The organism is Rugosimonospora africana, from assembly GCF_016862975.1.
GTDB lineage: Bacteria > Actinomycetota > Actinomycetes > Mycobacteriales > Micromonosporaceae > Rugosimonospora > Rugosimonospora africana.
In genome coordinates this window covers 40881-60319 of the sequence record NZ_BONZ01000062.1, presented here as the reverse complement: position 1 = coordinate 60319, position 19439 = coordinate 40881, and the positions used below count along the sequence as shown (strand labels likewise).

The following is a 19439-nucleotide window of genomic DNA, read 5'->3' as shown; positions in this document are numbered from 1 at the left end:
CGGGCCAGGATAGGCGACCTGACGATCACGTCGTGGCGAAGCCGGCCGGCGCGCCCAGTCCGTACCTGACCCCGGTCAGCCGCTCAGATTCCTCCCACAGCCGCCGCGCCGACGCCTCGTCGTACGAGTGCGCCACCGACCGGACCCGCTCCGGGTACCCGGTGAACTGGGCCCGGCCGGGCGGCCCGTAGTACTCCCCGCCGGCCGCTTCCGGGTCGACGGCCGCCCGTACCACCGGCAGCGCACCCATCCGCGGGCTCTGCAGCAGCCACCAGGTGAGCGCCCGCAGCTCGGGCCTCATCGCCAACCGGATGAACGGGTTCAGTTCGCGGCCGAACTGGGTGCGCGCGTTTCCCGGGTGGGCGGCGAGCGCGACGGTCGGCACCGCGGCCGCGGCGAGCCGGCGCTGCAACTCGTACGTGAACATGATGTTGGCCAGCTTCGACTGGAAGTACGCGGTGGTGTGCCGGTAGCCCTGCCGGAGCTGGAGATCGTCGAAGTCGATGACGCCGCGGCGGTGCCCGATGCTGCTGACGGTGACGATCCGGGAGCCGGGCACCGGCAGCATCGCGTCGAGCACCAACCCGGTGAACGCGAACGGGCCGAGGTGATTGGTCGCCAGGGTCAGCTCGAACCCGTCCTCGGTGACCTCGTGCCGGGGCCGGATTCCGCCCGCGTTGTTGACGAGCAGGTCGACACGCGGATGCTCGGCGCGCAGCCGCCGCGCGGCCTCGCGGACCGAGGCCAGCGACGCCAGGTCGAGCCGTAGCGTGTGCACCGAGGCTCCCGGGACCGCGTCGGCGATGCGGCCGGCCGCGTCCGCCGCCTTGCCCCGGTCACGGCAGGCCAGTACCACGGTCGCGCCGCGCTCAGCGAGAAGCCTGGCAACCTCGAACCCGATCCCGGTGTTGGCACCGGTGACCACGGCTGTGCGCCCCCGCTGGTCCGGCACGTCGGCCGAGGTCCACCGGCGCCTGGTACCGCTCATCGTCGCCTCCGTCTCGGCCGCCACCGGTTCCGGCGCGGTCCGTCTGGCGCCGCTTGTTCCGGCGCGGTTTCGCCCGGCGTCGGTTGCCGGGTGCTGCGAGCCTTGGGAAATCCGGGATGGTCATCCCGGTTGGTAAGGACGATACGGGACGCCCGTCCCGGTTGTCTACGGCGGTTCTGTCGGACCCCGTGGATACCGTCGGGCCATGCCTGAGACGCATTCGGAGGAGCGGTTCGAGCGGCTGGTCGACGAATTCCTCGCGCACGAGGGCGTGACGCCGCCATCGCCGGGTCACGGCTTCGGGTCAAGCGCGTTGCGCTACCGGGGCAAGATCTTCGCCATGCACGTCCGGGGAGAGCTGGTCGTGAAGCTCCCCCGGCCCCGGGTCGACGCGCTGGTCGCAGACGGGGCCGGGGTCCGGTTCGACGCGAACAAGGGCACCCCGATGAAGGAATGGTTCAAGCTGGCACGCACCTCGCCGCTGGACTGGTCGGCGCTGGCCGGGGAGGCGCTGGACTTCGCGCGCGGCTAGCGCCCGCTCACCTGCGCCTGAGCTCGGGTTGATCGCTCGGATGGCGTCGCCGGACCCGCTCCGTACGACATCACAGGCGACTGCGGGTAAACCCTGATGTCGAGGTGGCGCGGCTGTGTCAGATTGGAAGCCGGCGGGGTGTTTCCCGCCGGGACGGAGAGGTTCGATGAACGCCGCGAAGTTGCTGGCCTGGGTGCTGCTGCCGGTGGTCGGCCTGATAGTCGTCGGGATGCTCGCGATCTGGTTGCTCCACTTTTTCCTGGGGCTGCTGGCCTACATCATCGTCGGCGCGCTCGTGGTGGGCGGCGCCGCTTACCTGTACCGCCGGACGAAGCGGGCCGTAGGCCCGGGCACCCGCACCCGCCGCCGCATCGACGCGGCAGCCGAGACCTACCGGATGCGCAACCGGTAAATCGCGATCGCCCGTCCGGTTTCCGGCACCGGTCCGGCCCCCGGCCACCCGGGGCGTCGAGCATAATCCCCGGAATGCCGAGCTTCCTGCCGCCCGATGACGTCCGGTTCGAGCTGTCGGACGGCAAGCCCGTCCTCCGCGTCGCCGCCCCCGCACCCGACCCGGCCACTGCCGACCGCTGGTCGCTGTTCGTGCGGGCGACCATGTGCGTACTGGACGGTCCCGGCGAGGACGGGTATCTCCTCGCCCGGCTCGGTGCCGGCGGGGACGCGGCCCCGACCGGCTGGGACGACGCGGTACACCGGGCCGGAGGGTGCCTCGTCGTGTTCGGCGGCGAACCGGGCGGTGAGCTGTTCGTCGGGCTGCTCTGATCGCCGGGTCGCTCTGATCGTCCGGTCGCCCTGAGCCCGGGCCGGCCGTGCCGGCGGTGAGCGTGGGCCGGCCGTGAGCCGCCAACCCCGGCCACTGCCAGCCCGGCGGGCGCCCGCCGTGAACCAGCGAGCACTGTGCCCGGCGTGAGCCCGGGACGGCGTCCGCGCGGCGGGCTCAGGCCCGCTCCAGATCCTCCCGGGTGAGCAGCGCCCGCAGCCGGATCCCCTCGGCGGACAGTGCCTCGGACCCGCCCTCCCGGCGGTCGATCACGCACACCGCGTCTTCGATCCGGGCACCCAGGTCACGCAGTTGCCGGCTGGACGCGACGACCTGGCCGCCCGAGGTCACCACGTCCTCGACCACGAGAACGCGGCGCCCGGCGATCTCCGCGCCCTCGGCCAGCCGGGCGGTGCCGTACGACTTCGCCGCCTTGCGCACGAACGCGCACGGCAGGCCCGTCCTGCGGCCCAGCGCGGTGACCACCGCGATGCCGCCCATTTCCAGCCCGGCCAACACCTCGACCCGGTCGGGTACGAGCGCCGCCATCCGCTGCGCCAGGGCGTCGAGCAGCACCGGATCGGCCTCGAACTGGTACTTGTCGAAGTACTCCTCGCTCACCCGCCCGGACCTCAGCACGAACCGTCCGCTCAGGCGGCTGACGTCACGCACCCGGCGAGCGAGATCGATGTCCTCCACCCCGCCAGCATGCCAGCGCGTGAGCGGAAGCATAAGCAGCTTTCATAAGTTCGTGATACAACTGATCCTCATGGCAGGTACCACGGGCAGGCGGCGGAAACACCCGGCCGAACTCGACCTCGTGTCGCTCGCGACGCATCTGGAGCGCATCCTGTCGCTCATCCGGCGGCTGAGCCCGCCCGGCATGAGCCTCACCACCGCGTCGACCATGCGCGCCCTCGAGGAGGGCGGAGCGTCCCGGCTGTCCGACCTCGCGGCCCGCGAAGGGGTGACTCAGCCGGCCATGACCCAGCTGGTGACCCGGCTCGAACGCGACGGCTACGCGGAACGCGGCGGCGATCCGGACGACGCCCGGGTGGTCCGCGTGCGGCTGACCCAGCGGGGCGCGCAGGTGCTGCGGGAACGTCGCGAGATCCGCGCACAGCAACTGGGCGGCATGCTCGGGCGGCTGTCCGCCGAGGAGGTCGAGGCGATCGCCGCGGCCATGCCCGCCCTCGACCGGCTCATCGCCATGGGCCAATCGACGCCAACCCCCGGAGATGTTCAATGACCAACGCACATCCCGCGCCAGCCAGCCCGTTCCGCCAGCCGAAGGCGGTCTGGGCCGTCGCCTTCGCGTGCGTGATCTCATTCATGGGCATCGGCCTGGTCGACCCGATCCTGCCGGCGCTGTCCAGCCAGCTCAACGCATCGCCGAGCCAGGTCGAGCTGCTGTTCACCAGCTACCTGGTGGTGACCGCGGTCGCCATGATCGTGACCAACTGGGTGTCCAGCCGGCTGGGCGCCAAGCGCACGCTCATCGCGGGCCTGATCCTCATCGTGGTGTTCGCCGCGCTGGCCGGCGCGTCGAGCGGCATCAATGGGATCGTCGGCTTCCGGGCCGGATGGGGTCTGGGCAACGCCCTGTTCATCGCGACCTCGCTGGCCGTCATCGTGGCGTCGGCCAGCGGCGGGTTCGGCGGGGCGATCATCCTGTACGAGACCGCGCTCGGCCTGGGTATCGCGGTGGGTCCGCTGCTCGGCGGTCTGCTGGGCGGCATCAGCTGGCGGGGGCCGTTCTTCGGCGTCTCCGCGCTGATGGCCATCGCGCTGATCGCCACCGTCGTGCTGGTACCGCAGACCCCGAAGCCCACGCACCACACGTCGATCACGGCGCCCATCAAGGCGCTGCGGCACCGCAGTCTGCTCATCATGAGCATCACGGCGATCTGCTACAACTGGGGCTTTTTCAGCCTTCTGGGGTACGCGCCGTTCCCGATGCACCTGTCCGCGCACAAGCTGGGCTTGGTGTTCACCGGCTGGGGCGTACTCGTCGCCATCTTCAGCGTCGCGGTCGCACCCCGCCTGCAGCGGCGCTTCGGTACCGCGCCCACGCTGTACGTGAACCTGGCGCTGCTGGCCGGCGTGATGGCCGTCATCGGCGCGTTCACCTCGTCCCAGGTCACCATCATCGTGGCCGTCATCGTGGCCGGGGCGTTCATCGGCATCAACAACACGCTGACCACCCAGGCGGTGATGAGCGTGGCTCCGGTCGAGCGGCCGGTGGCGTCGGCCGCCTACGGGCTCGTGCGCTTCATCGGCGGCGGGATCGCGCCGTTCGTGGCCGCCAAGCTCGCCGAGCACTACTCCGTACACGTGCCGTTCTACCTGGGTGCGCTGGCGTTCGCCGTAGCCATCCCGGTACTGGCAACCGGTCACCGCATGCTGCGCGTGGCCGACAGCGGCGGCGCCGCCGCACCCGCCACCGCGGCTGCCGGCACGCCGGCCGTTCAATCGGCCGGCTGATCAACTCATTGGGTCGACCCGCCGCGATGTCCACGGCGACCGGGCCCCGGCGGCGCACCCTGGTCGCCCTGATCCGGCTGCTGGTGAGGAGTGACGGCGGGCGGATTCGCGGGCGGCCGGCCGTCCGGGCCGTAGGCGATGGTGACGCTGGGCGCGGTGAACTTCTTGACCGGCAGGCCCTGCACCGCGGTCATCAGGGTGTGCGCCACCGCCGCGGCCACCGACGACTCGACGGCGGAGCCGACGCTGTCGCTGGCGTTGGCCGGGTCGGCGGCGATGCCGGCCGCGGCGACCTGCGGGGTGAAGCCCACGAACGTCTCGGTCGCGTTGTTCTCCGAGCTTCCGGTCTTCCCGGCCACCGGCCGGTCGCCGAAGATGCCGCCGACGTTCGTGGCGGTACCGCCGTTGCACATGCCGTACGCCGACTGCTGGCCGACCGGGCAGCGGGCGGCGTCGGTGGCGGCCCGCGCGATGTCCGGGTCGAGTACCTGGTGGCAGTTCGGGTCCCCGGCGCTGACCTTGTGGCCGCTGGCGTCGGTGATCGACACGACCGGTACCGGCTTGCAGTACGTCCCCTCGTCGGCCACGGTCGCGTACGCGTTGGCCAGGTCCAGCGGGGTCGTGTCTGCCACGCCGAGCGTGAACGAGCCCCACTCGCTGGCATCGTTGGCGGCCAGCGACGCGTCGCTGGAAGCCCGGAACGTGATGCCCAGCCGCTGCGCCATCTCGACCGCCTTCTGCGGCCCGATCTGCTCCTCCAGCCACACGAAGTAGGTGTTCACCGACCGGCCGTACCCGTCCCACATGGTCCGCTGCCCGTCCATGAAGGACGGGTTGTCGTTGACCGGGCACCAGAACCCGCCGCAGCTACCCGGGCCGCTCGCCGGGAACTGGGTGACCAGCGGCGACGGCGCGTCGAACCGGGTGGACAGCGGCTTGCCCGCTTCCAGCCCGGCGAGCATGGTGAACAGCTTGAAGGTGGAGCCGGCCTGGTACCCGTTGACTCCGTTGCCCCCGGCGATCAGCTGGCTGACCGTGTTCGGGTACTGCTGGCCCGGCGGGTTCGGGGCGAGGCTGTAGTGCCGGTTGACGGCCAGTGACAGCACCTGACCGGTACCGGGCTGGACCACCGCGATCGGGAGCGCCTTGGCGCTGTCGTACCCGTACACCGACAGCGACTGGTGCAGCGCCGACGCCTGGATGTTCGGGTCCAGCGAGGTGACGACCGTGTACCCGCCCTCGCTCAGCGCCCGTTCCCGGTCGGCGACCGTCGTGCCGAACGCGGGCTGGGCGTTCCACCACTGCCGGAAGTAGTCGCAGAAGAAGCCCCAGTCGTTGTGCGCCGCCGGTACCGCCGTGCAGTTGTTCGGCGACTGGCTGGGGTGCAGGTCGAGAGGCGTGGCGGAGGCCGCGTCGGCCTGTGCCTGGGTGATCACGTGCATGCCGGCCATCGCGCCCAACACGTACGTGCGGCGGCTCAGCGCGGCCGCCTTGTCGCCGTCCACCGGATTGTCGGTGTCCGGAGACTGGACCAGTCCGGCGATGAGGGCGGCCTCGGGCAGGGTCAGCTGGCTCGGCGGCTTGCCGAAGTAGCCCTCGCTGGCCGCGTAGATGCCGTACTCGCCGTTGCCGAAGTAGGCGATGTTCAGGTACCCCTGCAGGATCTGGTCCTTGGTCATGCTCTTTTCCAGCCCGACCCCGTAGCGCACCTCCTGGATCTTGCGGCCCGGGGTGTCCTCGGTGGCGGCGGCGCGCTGTGCCGGGGTCAGGTTGGGATCGGTCTTGAGCACGTTGCGGACGTACTGCATGGTCAGCGTCGACGCGCCCTGCGCGGCCTCGCCGCTGCTGCCGTCGGAGACCAGAGCCCGCAGCACGCTCTTCAGGTCGACCGCTCCGTGCTGGTAGAACCGGGTGTCCTCGGCGGCCACCATCGCCTGGCGCATGACCGGTGCAACGTCGGAGAGCGCGACGTTCTTGCGGTTCTCGTCATAGAACGTGGTGATCAGCGTCTTGCCGTCCCGCGCGTAGATCGACGTGGTCTGCGGCGACGGCGCGATCTTCAGATCGCTCGGCAGAGACTCGAAGTCGGCGGTGAGGCTGTTGATCGACAGGCCGCCGACCAACGCGACCGGCAACGCGGCCACGGCCAGCACGGCTCCCGCCGCGACCACGCACATCGCGACGCCCGTGAACCTGCCCACCCGGCTCGCCATCGCCTAACCCCCACCCCGCGTCGGACACACCGGCTCAAGACTTGCCACGCGAATGCCCGCGTGCCCAGCCAGACGGCTAACTGATGCGGAAATCTCAGCCCGTACCGAGGCTTTTTGGAGGAAGAGAGCGGTGCCGCGTGCGGCGATGACCTCACCTGGCCGCGTAAGAGGCAATTGCTCGGTATCCGCGGTTAATACCGTTCCGCGGACCGCCCGGCGGCGCCACATCCGAAACGGCGGTGACGATTCGCGGCGAACCCATTACCGCTAGTCGATCTTCCGGCCAGTGAGGCGCTTCCCTGTTACACGAATGGGGCGATCGACGATCCTCCTTTCGGCGGACCGATCCACGGTGCGATCAGCGCAAATAGCACCAAGACGTGAAAATGTTGCGCTTCTGGCGGTTGAGTGGTTGACTCGCCTCTCAGACGCCCAAAACCGCGCGGACGGCTCTTACGCCGTCCTCTTGGTTTATATCGGGATTAACGGAAGAGCGCGTATGTACTGCGAGATCGCGTGGTGAGCCGGTGAGTTGGCGACAGCGGCTGGCTGACTGGTTGGGCCCTTCCGACGGCGAGGCGCCGGAGCGGCCCACCGTGTTGAACGCCGAATTCACCACCGAACCCCTGCCCCGATCGGCGATACCGGCCGCCGAGTTACCCGCCGGACCGGCCAGGGTCACCCCGAACACCACGCGTCCGGCGCCGGGCACCCGCCCGGGCCCGGGCACAGCCACATCGGGTATGACGGGAATGCCGGGCATGGCCAGCCTGCCGGGTATGGCGGGACCGGGTATGGCGGGCATGCCGGGCATGAGGCCCACCGGCACCGCCCCGGCCGGACTGACGGCCGAGGCCGGCCGGGCCGGCGACGGGGTGTGGCCGAGGGTCTGCGAGCAGTTCGCGCTGCGCGTACTGGCCGCGGTCTACCAGATGAGTTCCCAGCTGGAGGCTGCCGAGGCCGAGGAGGAGAACCCGGAGCGGCTGGAGAAGCTGTACCGCATCGACCACGCCAACGCCCGCATCCGCCGGCAGGCGGAAAACCTCCAGGTGCTCGCCGGGCACAAGGTCGAGGACGCCGGCCGGCAGGTGACCCACCTGCTCGACGTGGTCCGTGCCGCGGCCTCCGCGATCGAGCACTACCCGCGCGTGCACTTCGGGTCGATGGCAGAGCTGGCGGTGGTCGAGTTCGCCGCCGACGATGTGATCCGGGTACTGACCGAGTTGCTGGACAACGCGACCCGGTTCTCCCCGCCCAGCTCCACCGTGCGGGTCTCCGCGCACATCACCGAACTGGGCAGCGTGCTGGTGCGCGTGGAGGACTCCGGCGTGGGCTTGGGCGCGGTCCGGCTCGCGGCGCTCAACGCGATGTTCGAGGCCGACTACCCGGCCGTGCTGAGCGGTAACCCGGACTCCCACATCGGCCTGCTCGTCGTCCAGCGGCTGGCCCTGATGCACCGGATGCGGGTGCGCCTGAACGGCCGCCAGCCGGGTGGCACCACCGCCACGGTCCTGATCCCTGACGGGTTGATCTGCGAGGTTCCGCCGTTGCCCGACGACCCTCCGCCAGCCTCCGCCAAGGAGCCGTCCGGCCAGTTCGACACGTCCGACGGGTACCGGGGGCGGGCGCCGGTGGCCGACGGGCAGCCGCACCAGTACCAACAGCAGCCGGGCGGCCCGAACGACGGAGCCGACGAGTACCCCTCGCTCCAACTCTCGACGGCCGCCGGCCTGCCCCGGCGTCCGCGCACCAGCCTGCGCGACCAGCCGACCGCCGGTGGTTTCGGCATCGACGCGACCAACGGCACAGCGCCGAGTCTCGGCCCGACCAACGGCAACCCGCCCGGCGGCTTCGGTGGCGGCCTGCCGACCGCCGGCCCGGCGGCGGGCGGTCGCAAGGCCGGGATCGCGGCCGTGTTCGGGCAGGCGGCACCCGACGCCGACCGGATTCCGTGGCCGGACGAAACGGCGGACTTCGCGGCCGGCATCAGCGACGCCCACGACGCCGCGGAGAGCGACGCCGCGGAGAGCGACACGTTCGACGCCTTCGGCGGCGACGTGCATACCACCTTCGGTGATCAGGGCTTCGAAGGGACGGACCGATGACGGTACCCACCAAGCACTCCGCTTCGTCGACACTGCACACGCCGCAGGACTTCGCGTGGCTGATCGGCCAGTTCGCCGATGAGGTGCCCGGCGTGACGCACGCGCTGATCGTCTCCCGCGACGGGCTGCCGCTCGTCGGCTCCCGCCTGGTCACCCGGGACCTCGCGGATCAGTTGTCCGCGTTGACCGCCGGCCTGATCAGCATGGCCGACCGCAGCGCGTCGCTGCTCGACCTGGGCGCGTCGGAGTACATCACGATCCGGCTGCCGCGCGGGCACCTGTTGTTCATGCGGGTCGGCGACGCGGCCGGGCTGGCCGTCGCCGCGGGCAGCGGATGCGACCTGCGCGTGGTGGCCTACCAGATGACCCAGTTCGTCGGTGCGGTCGCACACCTGCTGACCCCGCAGCTGCGCAAGGAGCTGCACGGCGCCACCATCAGCCAGCGGCCCCGGTAAACGGCGCCCGGACTTCAGGAGCGACACCGTGGCCACCACGCACTGGAAGGTGCGGCCCTACGTTCTCATCGGAGGCCGCACCCGAACCCGCCGGCATCTGCTGGTCCACACGCTGGTGTCGGTGCCGTTCTACGACGCGCTGTTCGCGTCCCGGCTGCTGCCGGAGGCGCGCTCGCTGTACGAGCACGCCCGCGAGACCCGGTCGGTCGCCGAACTGTCCGCGTACTCGGGCATGCCGCTGGGCGTCACCCGGGTGGTCGTCGACGACCTCGCGTCCACCGACCGGCTGGTGGTCCACCCGGACACCTACGATTCGCCGTTCGACTTCGACCTCCTGGAGAGACTCCGCGATGGCCTTCGCCAGCTCGCCTGAGCATCCGACGATGACCTCCGCGAAGATCGTCATCGCGGGCGGTTTCGGAGTTGGCAAGACGACCTGCGTCGCCGCGATCTCGGAGATAGCACCGATCAACACCGAGGCGTGGATGACCGCCGCCAGCGAGCCGGTCGACCGGATGGATCCCGGCATCGACAAGACCACGACCACCGTGGCCATGGACTTCGGCCGGTTGACCATCGCCGACGATCTCGTGCTGTACCTGTTCGGCACGCCCGGTCAGGCGCGATTCTGGCCGATGTGGGACGACCTGTGCCGGGGCGCGGTCGGCGCGCTGGTGCTGGTCGACACGCGGTGCCTGGAGACCTCGTTCGCCGCGATCAACTATCTCGAACAGGACAGCGATGTGCCGTTCGTGGTCGGCGTCAACCTGTTCGACGGGATCCTCACGCACAACCTCGACGACGTCCGCGAGGCGCTGGCGCTGTCCCCTGGGGTACCGCTGATCACTTGCGACGCGCGCGAGTCGGGGTCGGTCGCGCAGGCGCTGCTGACCGTGGTGACCCACACCATCCAGACCACGTCCGGAACTCCGGAGTCGGACGCGCTCGCCGTCGGGTGAGCGGCCGTCGCGACGCGGACGAACAAGAGCTTTTCAACAGGAGGTACCCGTGCGGAAGATCTTGATCGTCGGCGCCGGCCAGTCCGGCCTGCAGTTGGGCCTGAGCCTGCTCGCCCACGGCTACGAAGTGACCATCATGTCCGCCCGTACCCCAGACGAGATCCGCCGCGGCTGGGTGATGAGTACCCAGGGCATGTTCCACCGGGCACTGCAGACCGAGCGGGAGCAGCAGCTCAACCTGTGGGAGGAGGAGACGCCGCACTTCGAGGGCCTGCACGTGCAGTTGTCGGCGCCGCCCGGGCAGCGGGCGCTCGCCGTCCCGTGCCCGCTCGACGACTACGGGCAGAGCACCGACCAGCGGGTGAAGATGGCAGCCTGGCTGGAACTGTTCGAGGAGCGCGGCGGTACCGTCCACTACCAGGGCGTGACGACCGCCGACCTGGACGGGCTGACCCGGCTCGGCCGCTACGACCTGACCGTTGTCGCCGCCGGCAAGGGTGAGCTGGTCAGCGTGTTCGACCGCGACGCGTCCCGGTCGCCGTACAGCGAGCCGCAGCGCGGGCTCGCCGTCGCGTACGTGCACGGCATGGCCCGGGACCCGCTGTGGCCGGTGTGCAACGTGGGGTTCAACGCGGTACCCGGGCTGGGCGAGCTGTTCGTCATCCCCGGCCTGACGCTGTCCGGCCCGTGCGACATCCTGTTCTGGGAAGCCGTCCCGGACGGTCCGCTCGACCAGTTCAAACAGCGGATGGACCCGTCCGAGCACCTGAAGATCACGCTCGATCTCGCCCAGCAGTACGTGCCGTGGGTCTACGAGCGGTGCGCGAACGTGGAGCTGACCGACGGCCGCGCGACGCTGTCCGGCCGGTACACGCCGACCGTGCGCCGGCCGGTGGCGGTGCTGCCGTCCGGCGGCCTGGTGCTGGGCATGGCCGACGTGGTGGTGGCCAACGACCCGATCACCGGGCAGGGCAGCAACACCGCGGCCAAGTGCGCGGCGGCCTACCTGGAGGCCATCCTGCGGCACGGCGAGGCGCCGTTCGACCATGAGTGGATGGAGCAGACGTTCGAGCGGTTCTGGGCGCAGACCGGCGAGGCGGTCACCGCGTGGACCAACGCGATGCTGCAGCCGCTGCCGGAACACGTGCAGCAGTTGCTGGGTACGGCGGCGGGCAACTCGGTCGTCGCGCGCCGGTTCGCCAACGGCTTCTCCGACCCGAACGACTTCCGGGACTGGTTCATGACTCCGGAGGCGGCCGGCGCCTACCTGGCCACGCTGTAAGAGCAGCCGGCTCAGGTGACCGGGACGGCGAGCCCCTTCGCGTGCGGCGCCGAGCAGGTGGGGTTCGCGCCGCTCCGGGCCAGCAGGTCCAGGCCCAGCCGGGCGCGCCGGACCCGTTCCCGGGTCAGCTCGACCGCGGTGCGCTCCAGGTGGCTGCCGGATGGGTACAGGTCCGGGGCGTTGCGCAGGCCGAACTTCGCGTACACCGGGGCGACCAGCTCGATGAGCCGGGGCAGCTCGTAGTGGCGCACGAAGCCGCCCAGGTTGTCCGGTGCCTCGACGTAGATGTCCAGGGGCAGTGCGGTGACCGACCGGATGGCCGCGGTCTGCGCGAGGGTGAGGTCGGTCGGCAGGTTGATGGTGTCCGCGCCGAGCCCGGCGATGACCTGTGCCGCGGCGGGATTGGCGACCGGCAGCATCACCGAGACCTTCGCCTGCATGTCGGCCGGCAGCACGCCGCCGGCGCGCAGCTTCGCGAAGACGGCGAGCACTCCGACGTCGGCGATGAGCACGCTGCGCACGCCCAGGTCGGCCGCCCGGCGGATCTCGTCGACCACCGCGACGAGCTGGTCCTGGCCGCGGGTGGTCGGGGCGAGCCCGCCGCCGGCCGATGCCCGGGTCATGGCGGACGCGTCCCAACCGGCGCACGGCCGGGCGAACAGGCTCAGTTCGATGCCGGCGCCGGCGGCGAGGGTGACCATCTCGGTGATCTCGGCGTCGGTGAGCAGCCCGACCCCGCTGCCCTGGGACACCCGGGTGACCGGTACCCCGAACCGCTCCGCCTCCTCCAGCACCGCCTCCAGGCAGCGCGGCCCCTCTACGCTGGGAATCTCGACCCGGTACTGCGCTCCGTCGGGGAATCGCTGCGCGGACGGTTCGGGCGGATACTGGTCGGACGCCGGCAGTCCGAGCGCGACGAGCAGATCGCCTGTGGTCGAGTCGGTCATCGCACCGCCACCCTGGTCCCAACTATTCGATATCTCGGACTCAGTTCAATATGCCGTACATCCGACGGTATGCGACAGCGCGGATGCGCGTCAATGACACGCTAGAATGTCGGTCCGTCGAAGGGAGTCCGCAACATGGCCAGAGCGGTGCCGGCCGTCACCCGCGCGCTGGATGTGCTGGAGCTGTTCCTTGACCGCAACACGCTGACGGCTCCCGAGGTCGCGGAGCGCCTCAAGCTGCCGCGCACCACCGTGCACGAGCTGGTCAACACGCTCGTCGACCGGTCCTACCTGATCGCCTCGGAGAGCTCGCCGATCCGGTACCGGCTGGGCATGCGCCTGTTCCAGCTCGGCAACCGGTTCGCCGAGCAGCTCGACCTGGCCCGCGAGGCGCAGCAGGTGGCCGCCGAGGTGGCCGGCGCGTGCGACGAGACGGTGCACATCGCGGTACTCGATGGGGCGCACGTGGTCTACGTCGCGAAGGTGGACTCCACGCACCCGGTCCGGATGGTCTCCGCGGTCGGCCGGCGGCTGCCGGCGCACTGCACGGCGGTGGGCAAGGTGCTGCTCGCCGCGCTGTCCACCGAGGCGCTGGAGGCTCGGTACCCGCCGGGGCAGAGCCTGTCCGCCATGACCCCGAACAGCGTGACCTCACCGGCCCGGCTGCGCGCGGTGCTCTCCGAGGTGCGCGCGCAGGGCGTCTCGTACGACAACTGCGAATCCAACGACGCGGTGCGGTGCGTCGCCGCGCCGGTGGCCGACCACAGTGGAGCGGTCGTCGCCGCGATCAGCATCTCGGTGCCCATCATCCGGTGGACGCCGGAACGGGAGAAGGAGTGGACCACACTCGTCCGGGCCGGCGCGCTCTCGCTGTCCCAGCGGCTGGGCTACTCCGGCAGTTCGGACGCCATCGGGCTGGAGCGGCTCGCGGTCAATTCGGGCGGATGAGCACCTTGAGCGTCTTCACCCCGCGGTCACCGAGCACGGCCAGCGCGGTGGGCGTCTCAGCGAGTTCGAACCGGTGGGTGATGAGCGCGCCGGGATCGAACAGTCCGGCGGCGTACAGCGCGACCACCAACCGCCAGGCGGCCGGCGCCGCGGCGAAGGCGCCCTGCACGCGTAGCTGACCGAGGCTGATCACGTCCGGGTCGAGGGCCGGCCGGGCCGATCCGGAGATGCCCAGCAGCAGTACAGTGCCGCCGCGCCGGGCCAACGCGAGGGCGGTCGCCGCGCCCGGCGCCGAGTTGGTCGCCTCGACGACCAGATCGAAGCGGCCGCGCAACTCCGGCTCGGTACCCCCGGCACCGACCAGGACCGCGGTGGCGCCGCACGCCTCGCCGTAGCCCACCCGGTCCGGGCGGTGGCCCAGCATCACCAGGTCGGCCGGCGTGTGCAGGCGCAGCAACTGCAGCGCCAGCAACCCGAGCGGCCCGTCGCCGACCACCGCGACCCGGCTGCCGGCCGCCGGCATGCCGACCTCCAGCAGCCCGCTGGCCACGCACGCCGCCGGTTCGATCAGCGCGGCCGGCTCGATGTCCCGGTCGGCGGGCAGCGCGTGCACCAGCGCGACCGGCACGGTCATTCTCTGGGCCAGCGCGCCGGGATGGGTGAAGCCGGTCTCCGCGTACGCTCCGGCGCACAGGTTGGACCGGCCCTCCCGGCACCGGTCGCACCGGTCGCAGGCGCGCACGCCCTGAGCCACCACGGGCTGCCCCACCTCCAGGCCGTCGACGCCGGCACCGAGTTCGACGACGTGACCGGACCACTCATGGCCGGGCACGATCGGGTAGCACGCGAAGTCCGCCGGCCGTTGCCCGGCGAGCAGTTCCAGATCCGAACCGCAGATCCCGACGGCCGCCGGGGCGATCAGCACTTCGCCGGGGCCCGGGCGCGGATCGGTCAGCTCGACGACGCCGTACCGGCCGGGTCCGGAGACCACGAACGCGCGCACGGCGGTCAGGCCGTCCGTGCGGTCCACGGGACCCGGTGGGACCGGCTCCCAAGGCTCTTGGACACTGCGCCAGATCCCTTCCGGACGGACCCCGAACCCGAACCTGCTGCGGTGAATCTAGCCTGCGACCGGGGTGCCTCAAAGCCATCCCGACCGGCCCGTACGACGCCTAATACAACAGACGGAACGCCGGTGGACCGGTCCCCTACCGCTGTCCGTAGACGGGTTGCTACCACTCATGAAAAGAGTCGAGGTAGACCGCGTCCCCTGACCCGAAGGCGTCGCACTTGCCTGCCACAACGAACCCGATGACGTACCCGAACATGGGAACCCCCAGCACGCTCGTGACGGCGCCGGCCATGGTCGACACCCACCGATCGGGATGGCAATTGTTCGAAATATCGAACTTCGCGACATCGCGGTCAGCATAGGCTCGCCCATAGACGGCAACCTGTCAACGGCTCCGATGACGCCGAGTATTCCTTGCTGGACAAGGATTCTGGCACGTGAAGCCGTGAGCACGCGGTCGCCGCCTGTCACATTCAAGCGTTGACAAGTATTTCGAAATGGTTCTACCGTGCAAACCAATATCGGATGTCGTTCGATATTTCGAATGATCGACGTCCCAACGTCCACCCACGACTTCGCCGCATCGCGAGACCGCTGTCAATGCCGGCCCCGGCAGCACGCAGCGGGCCAGATACAGGGGGTCCCACCTCATCGACTGCTGAACCCGTCCGCGATCCAAGGAGGAGACCGCACATGTCACGAATGTCCCGTCGGGACGCACTGCGGTTGGGCGCGTTAGCCACCATCGTTCCGGCGGCAGCGGCATCGCCCGCGTTCGCCACGGCGGCGTCGGCCGCCGCGGCGGACGGTACCGGAGGCGCGACCACCACGGTCACCGGTGCCCCGCCCGGTACCGCGATCCCCACGCCGTCCAGCTGGATTATCAAGCCGTTCGACAACACCGAGGTGACGCTGGCTCCGAGCCTGTTCACCGCGAACCGTGACCACGTCCTGAACTTCCTGCGCGAGTACCCGATCGACCGCATGCTCGCCGTGTACCGGGCCAACGCCGGCCTGGACACCCTGGGCGCCCAGGCCCCCGGCGGATGGGAGACGTTCGACGGCAACCTGCGTGGCCACTACGGCGGTCACTTCCTCAGCGCGCTGGCGTTGGCCTACGCGCACACCGGCGAGCAGGTCTTCAAGGATCGCGCCGACTACATGGTCACCGCGCTCGGGCAGTGCCAGGACGCGCTGAACGCCACGGTCGGGCAGCCGGCGCCGCCCCCACCGCCCCTGGGCCGGGTCGCCGGGAAGTTCGGGCAGGCCCTGCAGCTCAACGGCAAGGGGCAGTACGTCACGCTGCCGGTCGGGATCGTCAACGGCCTGACCGACTTCACGATCGCGACCTGGGTGAACCCGGCGACGGTCAGCACCTGGTCGCGCATCTTCGACTTCGGCACCGGCACGACCCGGTACATGTTCCTCACGGTCAGCGCGGGCTCCGCGCCCCGGTTCGCCATCACCACCAGCGGCGGCGGCGGTGAGCAGCAGCTGACCGGCACCAGCCGGTTGCCGGCCAACCAGTGGAGTCACGTCGCGGTGACCCTCTCCGGTGGCACCGGAACCCTGTACGTCAACGGGGTCGCGGTGGCCACCAACAGCTCGATGACGCTGACCCCGTCGAGCCTCGGCTCGACCACCAACAACTGGCTCGGCCGCTCGGCCTACGGCGACCCGCTGCTGTCCGCCTCGCTCGACGAGTTCCAGGTCTTCAACCGGGCGCTCGCCGCCTCCGAGGTGCAGGCGCTGACCGCCTCCGCCGACGGTGGACTGGGCGGCGGCAACGTCGCCTGGTACAAGTTCGACGACGCGACCGGCAACACCACCACGGACTCGTCCGGCAACGGCAAGGACGGCTCGGTGGTGAACCCGTCGACCGGTGCGCCCGGCCCCAGCCACGCCGGCTACCTCGCGGCGTACCCGGAGACGCAGTACATCCTGCTGGAGCAGTTCGCGACGTACCCGACGATCTGGGCGCCCTGGTACACCTGCCACATGATCATGCGCGGGCTGGTCGACGCGTACCAGCACACCGGCAACGCGCAGGCGCTGACCATCGTGCTGGGCATGGCGGACTGGGCGTACAGCCGGCTGGGCCACCTGCCCCGTACCCAGCTGGACCGGATGTGGAAGATCTACATCGCCGGCGAGTACAACGCGATGCCGGTGGTGATGGCCGACCTGTACGCGCTGACCGGCAACGAGAACTACCTGACCACGGCACGCTGCTTCGACAACACGTACCTGCTCGACGCGGCCATCGCCAACCAGGACACCATCAACGGCGAGCACGCCAACCAGCACATCCCGCAGTACGAGGGATACCTGGAGATCTTCGAGCAGACCGGCGACACCGACTACTACACCGCGGCCGCCAACTTCTGGGACATGGTCGTGCCGCACCGCATCTACATCGACGGCGGGATGGCCGGGTCCGGCGAGATCTTCGGCGCCCGGGACGTCATCGCCAGCACCATCCAGACGTCCAACGCGGAGACCTGCCCCGCGTACAACATGCTCAAGCTCAGCCGCAGCCTGTTCTTCCACACCGGCAATCCGAAGTACATGCAGTACTACGAACGGGCTCTGTACGGGCAGATCCTCGCCTCCCGGGAAAACATCGACAGCGACACCAACCCGCTGCTGACCTACTTCATCCCGGTCAACCCGGGCGCCCGGCGCAGCTACGGCAACCTGGGCACCTGCTGTGGCGGCACCGGCCTGGAGACGCACGCCAAGTTCCAGGACTCCATCTACTTCACGTCGATCGACGGATCGGCCCTGTACGTCAACCTCTACATCCCGTCCACTCTGGACTGGGAGGACCGCGGGTTGCGGGTGAGCCAGGCGACCGACTACCCGACCGACCCGTCGGGTACCAGCACGCTGACCATTACCGGCAGCGGACAGCTGGACCTCAAGCTGCGGGTGCCGTACTGGGCGGAGAAGGGCTTCACGGTCAAGCTGAACGGCAAGACGCAGAAGCTGACCGCCACCCCCGGCGAGTACGTCACGCTGAGCCGCCAGTGGAGCTCCGGTGACACGGTGACGGTCGCCGCTCCGTTCACGCTGCGCATCGAGCGGGCACTCGACCAGCCGGGTACGCAGAGCATCGCGTACGGCCCGATCCCGATGGTCCTCAAGAGTTCCGCGACCACCTACCAGAGCCTGAACTTCTACAAGGACTACACGCTCAGCCGCGACCTGAGCCAGGCGATCAAACCGACCGGGACGCCGATGACGTTCACCACCAACGGGTTCACTCTCGCCCCGTTCTACATCGACGACACGTCGCCGTATCACGTGTACTTCCACCGGGTCGAACCGAAGGTCGTGTTCGGCAGCGTGGACAGCGGCGTGGTCAACCACGTCGGCCCGGACGGCCGGACGTTCCTCGACGTGGTCTGGGACCAGGGGCCGTTCACCGACAAGGGCGGTCTGGTCCGCGCCGTGGAACAGACCGCGTCCCAGTGGTCCGACAGCGGGCTGCTCACCCGCCAGGAGCGGGAGGCCGTGATTTCCGCGGTCGGCCGCTCCAGCCTTCCGGCATAATTCACCGTCCCTCCCCGCGTCAATTCCACCTGCCGGCGCGGCGCCCGCCGCGCCGGCATTTTCCCCCTACCGAAGGGATCGCCATAGCCATGCGCCACCGACGGACCGCCTTCATCGCGACCGCACTGTGCGCCGTAGCCGCGGCCGGCACCGCGGTCGCCATCGCCGCACCGGCCTCGGCCGCCCTGACCACCTCGTGCACCGGCACCGCCTCGGATGTGACGGTGCCGAACGACCTGTTCGTACCCGCGAACAAGTCCTGCGACCTGACCAACGTCACGATCAACGGTGCCACCACGGTGCGCGGCGGCGGCAACCTGCTGCTGACCGACTCCCGGCTCAATGGCACGCTGACCGTGCAGGACAACGGGTTCGTCGACATCGAGCGGACGACGGTCACCGGTGCGGTCAAGCTCAACTCCGCGTTCGGCGGGTACGCCGAGAACAGCACGCTCGGCGCGAACGTGACGGCGACCAGTTCCGGGTTCTTCTACAGCATCGGCTCCTCGCTGGTCGGCGTCAGCTCGACCAACGGCGAGACCTACCTGGAGTCGGCCCGGATGTCCAAGAACCTGACCACCTCGGGTGACGTGCTCACGGACGTGTACAACAGCGTCATCGAGGGCACCGTCGACATCTCCGGTGCGCAGACCGGCAGCGTGGTCTGCACGTCCGAGGTCGACGGCAACGCGAGCATCAGCGGCAGCACCGCCGCCGACGGCAGCCTGGTGCAGGTCGGCGCGTCGGCGCCGCTGACCGGGTGCGGATTCGACGTGTTCGCCGGCAACCTGGCGCTGACCGGCAACGCGTCGCCGGTCTACGTCAGCGACAACGTGGTCCGTGACGACCTGACCTGCACCGGGAACGCCTCGGCTCCGGTCGGGTCGAGCAGCCGCATCCGCGGCCAGGCGACCGACCAGTGCGCGCCGGCACCGGCGGGCGCCGCGGCACCCAACGCCCGGACGCTGGCCCCGAACGCGGCGGCCAAGTCGGCCGCGCCGGCCACCAGCCGGGGAGCCGACGCACTCGCCGCGGTGAAGAGCCGTGGCAACAGTGGTACCGCTGCCGCCCACCAGGCCGGGCGAGCGGCGATCGGTAGCTGAACAAAGGTATCCATC

Annotated in this window: 19 protein-coding genes; 13 read left to right on the top strand and 6 right to left on the bottom strand. The window is 70.2% G+C overall.

Annotated elements, in window-relative coordinates; translation table 11 throughout:
* Nucleotides 1–25: 25 nt before the first annotated feature.
* Nucleotides 26–988 (bottom strand): oxidoreductase, encoded by a 963-nt coding sequence (locus Raf01_RS30890; RefSeq protein WP_203921587.1) that lies wholly within the window; start codon nucleotides 986–988, stop codon nucleotides 26–28.
* Between the two features lie 205 nt (nucleotides 989–1193).
* Here Raf01_RS30890 and Raf01_RS30885 point away from each other — a divergent pair, with 205 nt between their 5' ends.
* The 3 genes from Raf01_RS30885 (at nucleotide 1194) to Raf01_RS30875 (ending at nucleotide 2303) form a co-directional block, all read left to right on the top strand.
* Nucleotides 1194–1520 carry a hypothetical protein gene (locus Raf01_RS30885; protein ID WP_203921586.1) on the top strand — a complete coding sequence of 109 codons (327 nt, stop codon included), beginning with the start codon at nucleotides 1194–1196 and terminating at the stop codon, nucleotides 1518–1520.
* Between the two features lie 166 nt (nucleotides 1521–1686).
* The gene (locus Raf01_RS30880; RefSeq protein WP_203921585.1) at nucleotides 1687–1932 is read left to right on the top strand and encodes a hypothetical protein; all 246 of its coding nucleotides are present in this window, start codon (nucleotides 1687–1689) and stop codon (nucleotides 1930–1932) included.
* Between the two features lie 74 nt (nucleotides 1933–2006).
* Nucleotides 2007–2303: a hypothetical protein gene (locus Raf01_RS30875; protein ID WP_203921584.1), complete on the top strand. Its 297-nt coding sequence runs from the start codon at nucleotides 2007–2009 to the stop codon at nucleotides 2301–2303.
* Nucleotides 2304–2478: 175 nt separating this feature from the next.
* Here Raf01_RS30875 and Raf01_RS30870 read toward each other — a convergent pair whose 3' ends face one another.
* Nucleotides 2479–3000: an orotate phosphoribosyltransferase gene (locus Raf01_RS30870; RefSeq protein WP_203921583.1), complete on the bottom strand. Its 522-nt coding sequence runs from the start codon at nucleotides 2998–3000 to the stop codon at nucleotides 2479–2481.
* 70 nt (nucleotides 3001–3070) lie between these two features.
* Here Raf01_RS30870 and Raf01_RS30865 point away from each other — a divergent pair, with 70 nt between their 5' ends.
* On the top strand, nucleotides 3071–3550 hold the full coding sequence (locus tag Raf01_RS30865) for a MarR family winged helix-turn-helix transcriptional regulator (RefSeq protein ID WP_239134069.1): 480 nt from the start codon (nucleotides 3071–3073) through the stop codon (nucleotides 3548–3550).
* Nucleotides 3547–4785 (top strand): MFS transporter, encoded by a 1239-nt coding sequence (locus Raf01_RS30860; RefSeq protein ID WP_203921582.1) that lies wholly within the window; start codon nucleotides 3547–3549, stop codon nucleotides 4783–4785. The genes Raf01_RS30865 and Raf01_RS30860 overlap by 4 nt, the downstream gene beginning before the upstream one ends.
* A gap of 5 nt (nucleotides 4786–4790) precedes the next feature.
* Here the strand turns inward: Raf01_RS30860 and Raf01_RS30855 are convergent, their stop codons facing one another.
* On the bottom strand, nucleotides 4791–6998 hold the full coding sequence (locus tag Raf01_RS30855; protein ID WP_203921581.1) for a transglycosylase domain-containing protein: 2208 nt from the start codon (nucleotides 6996–6998) through the stop codon (nucleotides 4791–4793).
* Between the two features lie 527 nt (nucleotides 6999–7525).
* Here Raf01_RS30855 and Raf01_RS30850 point away from each other — a divergent pair.
* The 5 genes from Raf01_RS30850 to Raf01_RS30830 are packed head-to-tail and all read left to right on the top strand — an operon-like array spanning nucleotide 7526 to nucleotide 11799.
* Nucleotides 7526–9103, top strand: a complete 1578-nt coding sequence (locus tag Raf01_RS30850; protein WP_203921580.1) for a sensor histidine kinase — start codon at nucleotides 7526–7528, stop codon at nucleotides 9101–9103.
* A complete protein-coding gene (locus Raf01_RS30845) occupies nucleotides 9100–9558 on the top strand; it encodes a roadblock/LC7 domain-containing protein (protein WP_203921579.1) in 459 nt (152 codons plus the stop codon). Before Raf01_RS30850 ends, Raf01_RS30845 begins: the two co-directional genes overlap by 4 nt.
* Before the next feature lie 28 nt (nucleotides 9559–9586).
* On the top strand, nucleotides 9587–9931 hold the full coding sequence (locus Raf01_RS30840; protein WP_203921578.1) for a DUF742 domain-containing protein: 345 nt from the start codon (nucleotides 9587–9589) through the stop codon (nucleotides 9929–9931).
* A 10-nt stretch (nucleotides 9932–9941) separates the two neighbouring features.
* Complete coding sequence (locus Raf01_RS30835; RefSeq protein ID WP_308442674.1) at nucleotides 9942–10517, top strand: GTP-binding protein; 576 nt, start codon at nucleotides 9942–9944, stop codon at nucleotides 10515–10517.
* Between the two features lie 49 nt (nucleotides 10518–10566).
* Nucleotides 10567–11799 (top strand): styrene monooxygenase/indole monooxygenase family protein, encoded by a 1233-nt coding sequence (locus Raf01_RS30830; RefSeq protein ID WP_203921576.1) that lies wholly within the window; start codon nucleotides 10567–10569, stop codon nucleotides 11797–11799.
* Nucleotides 11800–11810: 11 nt separating this feature from the next.
* Here Raf01_RS30830 and Raf01_RS30825 read toward each other — a convergent pair whose 3' ends face one another.
* Nucleotides 11811–12746 (bottom strand): U32 family peptidase, encoded by a 936-nt coding sequence (locus tag Raf01_RS30825; protein WP_203921575.1) that lies wholly within the window; start codon nucleotides 12744–12746, stop codon nucleotides 11811–11813.
* Between the two features lie 135 nt (nucleotides 12747–12881).
* Here Raf01_RS30825 and Raf01_RS30820 point away from each other — a divergent pair, with 135 nt between their 5' ends.
* Entirely contained in the window at nucleotides 12882–13694 is an 813-nt protein-coding gene (locus Raf01_RS30820; protein WP_203921574.1) for an IclR family transcriptional regulator, read from the top strand.
* Here the strand turns inward: Raf01_RS30820 and Raf01_RS30815 are convergent.
* Both Raf01_RS30815 and Raf01_RS30810 read right to left on the bottom strand, forming a co-directional pair.
* On the bottom strand, nucleotides 13678–14724 hold the full coding sequence (locus tag Raf01_RS30815; RefSeq protein ID WP_203921573.1) for a zinc-dependent alcohol dehydrogenase: 1047 nt from the start codon (nucleotides 14722–14724) through the stop codon (nucleotides 13678–13680). The two genes, Raf01_RS30820 and Raf01_RS30815, sit on opposite strands and share 17 nt — an antisense overlap.
* A gap of 202 nt (nucleotides 14725–14926) precedes the next feature.
* Nucleotides 14927–15067, bottom strand: a complete 141-nt coding sequence (locus tag Raf01_RS30810; protein WP_203921572.1) for a hypothetical protein — start codon at nucleotides 15065–15067, stop codon at nucleotides 14927–14929.
* Nucleotides 15068–15459: 392 nt separating this feature from the next.
* On the opposite strand from Raf01_RS30810, the gene Raf01_RS30805 reads away from it, so the two are divergent.
* Together Raf01_RS30805 and Raf01_RS30800 are read left to right on the top strand one after the other, a co-directional pair.
* Nucleotides 15460–18321 carry a beta-L-arabinofuranosidase domain-containing protein gene (locus Raf01_RS30805; protein WP_203921571.1) on the top strand — a complete coding sequence of 954 codons (2862 nt, stop codon included), beginning with the start codon at nucleotides 15460–15462 and terminating at the stop codon, nucleotides 18319–18321.
* 89 nt (nucleotides 18322–18410) lie between these two features.
* Nucleotides 18411–19424, top strand: coding sequence for a hypothetical protein (locus Raf01_RS30800; protein WP_203921570.1), 1014 nt, complete (start codon nucleotides 18411–18413; stop codon nucleotides 19422–19424).
* Nucleotides 19425–19439 lie beyond the last annotated feature (15 nt).

Coding starts and splice junctions, on each gene's coding strand:
- Raf01_RS30880 (WP_203921585.1), top strand. CDS start 1,687: ATGAACGCCGCGAAGTTGCTGGCCTGGGTGCTGCTGCCGGTGGTCGGC.
- Raf01_RS30860 (WP_203921582.1), top strand. CDS start 3,547: ATGACCAACGCACATCCCGCGCCAGCCAGCCCGTTCCGCCAGCCGAAG.
- Raf01_RS30820 (WP_203921574.1), top strand. CDS start 12,882: ATGGCCAGAGCGGTGCCGGCCGTCACCCGCGCGCTGGATGTGCTGGAG.
- Raf01_RS30875 (WP_203921584.1), top strand. CDS start 2,007: ATGCCGAGCTTCCTGCCGCCCGATGACGTCCGGTTCGAGCTGTCGGAC.
- Raf01_RS30800 (WP_203921570.1), top strand. CDS start 18,411: ATGCGCCACCGACGGACCGCCTTCATCGCGACCGCACTGTGCGCCGTA.
- Raf01_RS30890 (WP_203921587.1), bottom strand. CDS start 988: ATGAGCGGTACCAGGCGCCGGTGGACCTCGGCCGACGTGCCGGACCAG.
- Raf01_RS30845 (WP_203921579.1), top strand. CDS start 9,100: ATGACGGTACCCACCAAGCACTCCGCTTCGTCGACACTGCACACGCCG.
- Raf01_RS30835 (WP_308442674.1), top strand. CDS start 9,942: ATGACCTCCGCGAAGATCGTCATCGCGGGCGGTTTCGGAGTTGGCAAG.
- Raf01_RS30855 (WP_203921581.1), bottom strand. CDS start 6,998: ATGGCGAGCCGGGTGGGCAGGTTCACGGGCGTCGCGATGTGCGTGGTC.
- Raf01_RS30865 (WP_239134069.1), top strand. CDS start 3,071: ATGGCAGGTACCACGGGCAGGCGGCGGAAACACCCGGCCGAACTCGAC.
- Raf01_RS30825 (WP_203921575.1), bottom strand. CDS start 12,746: ATGACCGACTCGACCACAGGCGATCTGCTCGTCGCGCTCGGACTGCCG.
- Raf01_RS30805 (WP_203921571.1), top strand. CDS start 15,460: ATGTCACGAATGTCCCGTCGGGACGCACTGCGGTTGGGCGCGTTAGCC.
- Raf01_RS30885 (WP_203921586.1), top strand. CDS start 1,194: ATGCCTGAGACGCATTCGGAGGAGCGGTTCGAGCGGCTGGTCGACGAA.